This is a genomic window from Roseateles sp. P5_B10, from assembly GCF_056400485.1.
This window is the reverse complement of record NZ_JBFULE010000967.1, coordinates 1-1789: the sequence shown is the minus strand read 5'-3', so window position 1 is coordinate 1789 and position 1789 is coordinate 1. Positions and strand designations below refer to the sequence as shown.

At 60.6% G+C, this 1789-nt stretch carries 4 protein-coding genes; 3 read left to right on the top strand and 1 reads right to left on the bottom strand.

Going from position 1 to position 1789, the window contains the following annotated elements; translation table 11 throughout:
• The first annotated feature begins 643 nt into the window (after positions 1–643).
• The 3 genes from AC1DU6_RS29845 to AC1DU6_RS29835 are packed head-to-tail and all read left to right on the top strand — an operon-like array spanning position 644 to position 1485.
• The gene (locus AC1DU6_RS29845; RefSeq protein WP_477861645.1) at positions 644–928 is read left to right on the top strand and encodes a hypothetical protein; all 285 of its coding nucleotides are present in this window, start codon (positions 644–646) and stop codon (positions 926–928) included.
• Positions 882–1283 (top strand): hypothetical protein, encoded by a 402-nt coding sequence (locus AC1DU6_RS29840; protein WP_477861643.1) that lies wholly within the window; start codon positions 882–884, stop codon positions 1281–1283. Before AC1DU6_RS29845 ends, AC1DU6_RS29840 begins: the two co-directional genes overlap by 47 nt.
• On the top strand, positions 1249–1485 hold the full coding sequence (locus AC1DU6_RS29835; RefSeq protein WP_157281400.1) for a hypothetical protein: 237 nt from the start codon (positions 1249–1251) through the stop codon (positions 1483–1485). The genes AC1DU6_RS29840 and AC1DU6_RS29835 overlap by 35 nt, the downstream gene beginning before the upstream one ends.
• 50 nt (positions 1486–1535) lie before the next feature.
• Here AC1DU6_RS29835 and AC1DU6_RS29830 read toward each other — a convergent pair.
• Positions 1536–1789: hypothetical protein (locus AC1DU6_RS29830; protein WP_477861641.1), on the bottom strand; the 254-nt coding region annotated here is incomplete at its 5' end.

Here is a 1789-nt window from a genome sequence, read left to right as displayed (position 1 = left end):
CTCCCTTTTGTCCTCTTCCAGTGTAGAGGTGGCCGATGCAGGACGGCCTCCAGTCAAACGCGAACAAATTGGCGCGGCCGACGACGAAAGGCGTTGCGGGGGAACAATTGGGGGAACGGACGCCTAGGACTCTCGACGATCCCTAGCATTCAAGCGGCCTAGCGGCCGATGTTCAACACCCTCCGGGGGCCAAATCAAGAGTTCACGAGAACTCACTGCCGATCAGGCGCCTAAGTTCCACAAGGGCTTAGGCGCTTTTTTCGTGTCAGGTGGCGGTTGACCGAGTGGCACGGGACTAATGGCATCGCGGACCGGACCGCGAGAGACGGAGCATGTCCGCATTTGGCAGCGGCGGGCCACGGCAAGCGCGATGACCTCGACCCATTGAGTCGCTTTTATCCTCGCCTTCCCGTCGCTTCTTTAAGTATGCCGGCGGCCATCTGATGCAATTCGCCGTCGGCTTCGATGCATCGGCCGGCTCGGCGTCGCGCCTTGGGCCAAGCTGTCGAACGGAAAAGCGTGACAGTCCGATATGCGAACGATCTTCCTCCTCACATCTGATGATTCGCTCGGTTGGACCTGCGTGCGAACGTGCGACTGCTTGAGGGCGATCCAATGCCTCCCCGCGCCTGTACACGGAGCCATGACCAAATCAATTCGCTGGTTCTTAGTCGTTGGTATTGCTGCCTTAGCGATCTTCGCTGCCAGGCAATTGACCCTCCCGTGGTTCCAGGCGCCCGGCTCCTTGACCATCTGCGTGGATGGCTCGAACCAGGTCTTGCAGTCGACGGATGCCAAGTTCGCTGACTGCATCGAGCGCAACGCGAAGTTGTTTCTGGAAAAGGACTACGCGGAGTCGAAGGACTTGGCAAAGAGTTTTTTTGACAATTCTGGTCGCCATCCTCGTCGCATCAATCACGTTCTCTGAGAAGGTTGTCGATATCCACAGCGCGCGGCGGGTTCCCCTCGCCGGAATGCTTGTCTGCTGGTTCCTGCTTCTCGTGGCCATTGTCATGACCGGAAGCGGTCTAGCCAGCATGGCACTGGCCGCAGGCTATGCGGCGTACTACGCCGGCGCGAATTTCCGCCACCTTGAATCGCACGCCGTGCTGCTTTTCATCGGTGGATGTTTCTCCTTCGGAGTTGCGATGCTGGCGCTGATCGTTTCGGGCGCAGTCTCGCTACTCGACAAGCGTCAATCAGCCTTGGACTTGAAGAGCAGTGCCGATGCGCAGGACGCGGCGGTCAATGACCTCCTTGATCTCGATGCCGAAGGGGGTTGAATGGGCGCGCCGGCTTGATGACCACCACGCCCGCGTTGACGACCACGATGTCAGGCGCCCCGAACGCCTGCTGTGCTGCGTCGAACAGGCGCTGGATGGACGCTATATCGCCGAGCTCGGCCTGCAGGGCTATCGCTCGCCCACCGCGCCCGGCGATGCCGTCAGCGACCGACACGATCCTTCTCATGGAACTGTCCTCTGACCGAATGATTCAACGGCTTGCCTGCGCACCGTGCCCAGTTCGGCCGACACTCAGGTGTCGCTGCGCTGCGGCGCGTCTCTAGAAGGGGTCGAAGCCGTTGCACCCTGCATTTCCATGGGCGCCACGGCGCAGATTGACTGGATCAACGCGGCGACCACGGCACACACGACGATCGCGACATGAAGATGGACCCACCGGCACGGCGACACGGGAACAAGACCGTTGCGCATAAGGATTCCTTCGTTGATGGCCAGGGGCATCGGCCCGGGAGTCGCTGCGGTTTCTGCCGCCACAACCTCACGAC

Excerpts from the sequence above, each read along its gene's own strand:
- AC1DU6_RS29845 (WP_477861645.1), top strand. The coding sequence starts at position 644 with ATGACCAAATCAATTCGCTGGTTCTTAGTCGTTGGTATTGCTGCCTTA.
- AC1DU6_RS29835 (WP_157281400.1), top strand. The coding sequence starts at position 1,249 with ATGACCTCCTTGATCTCGATGCCGAAGGGGGTTGAATGGGCGCGCCGG.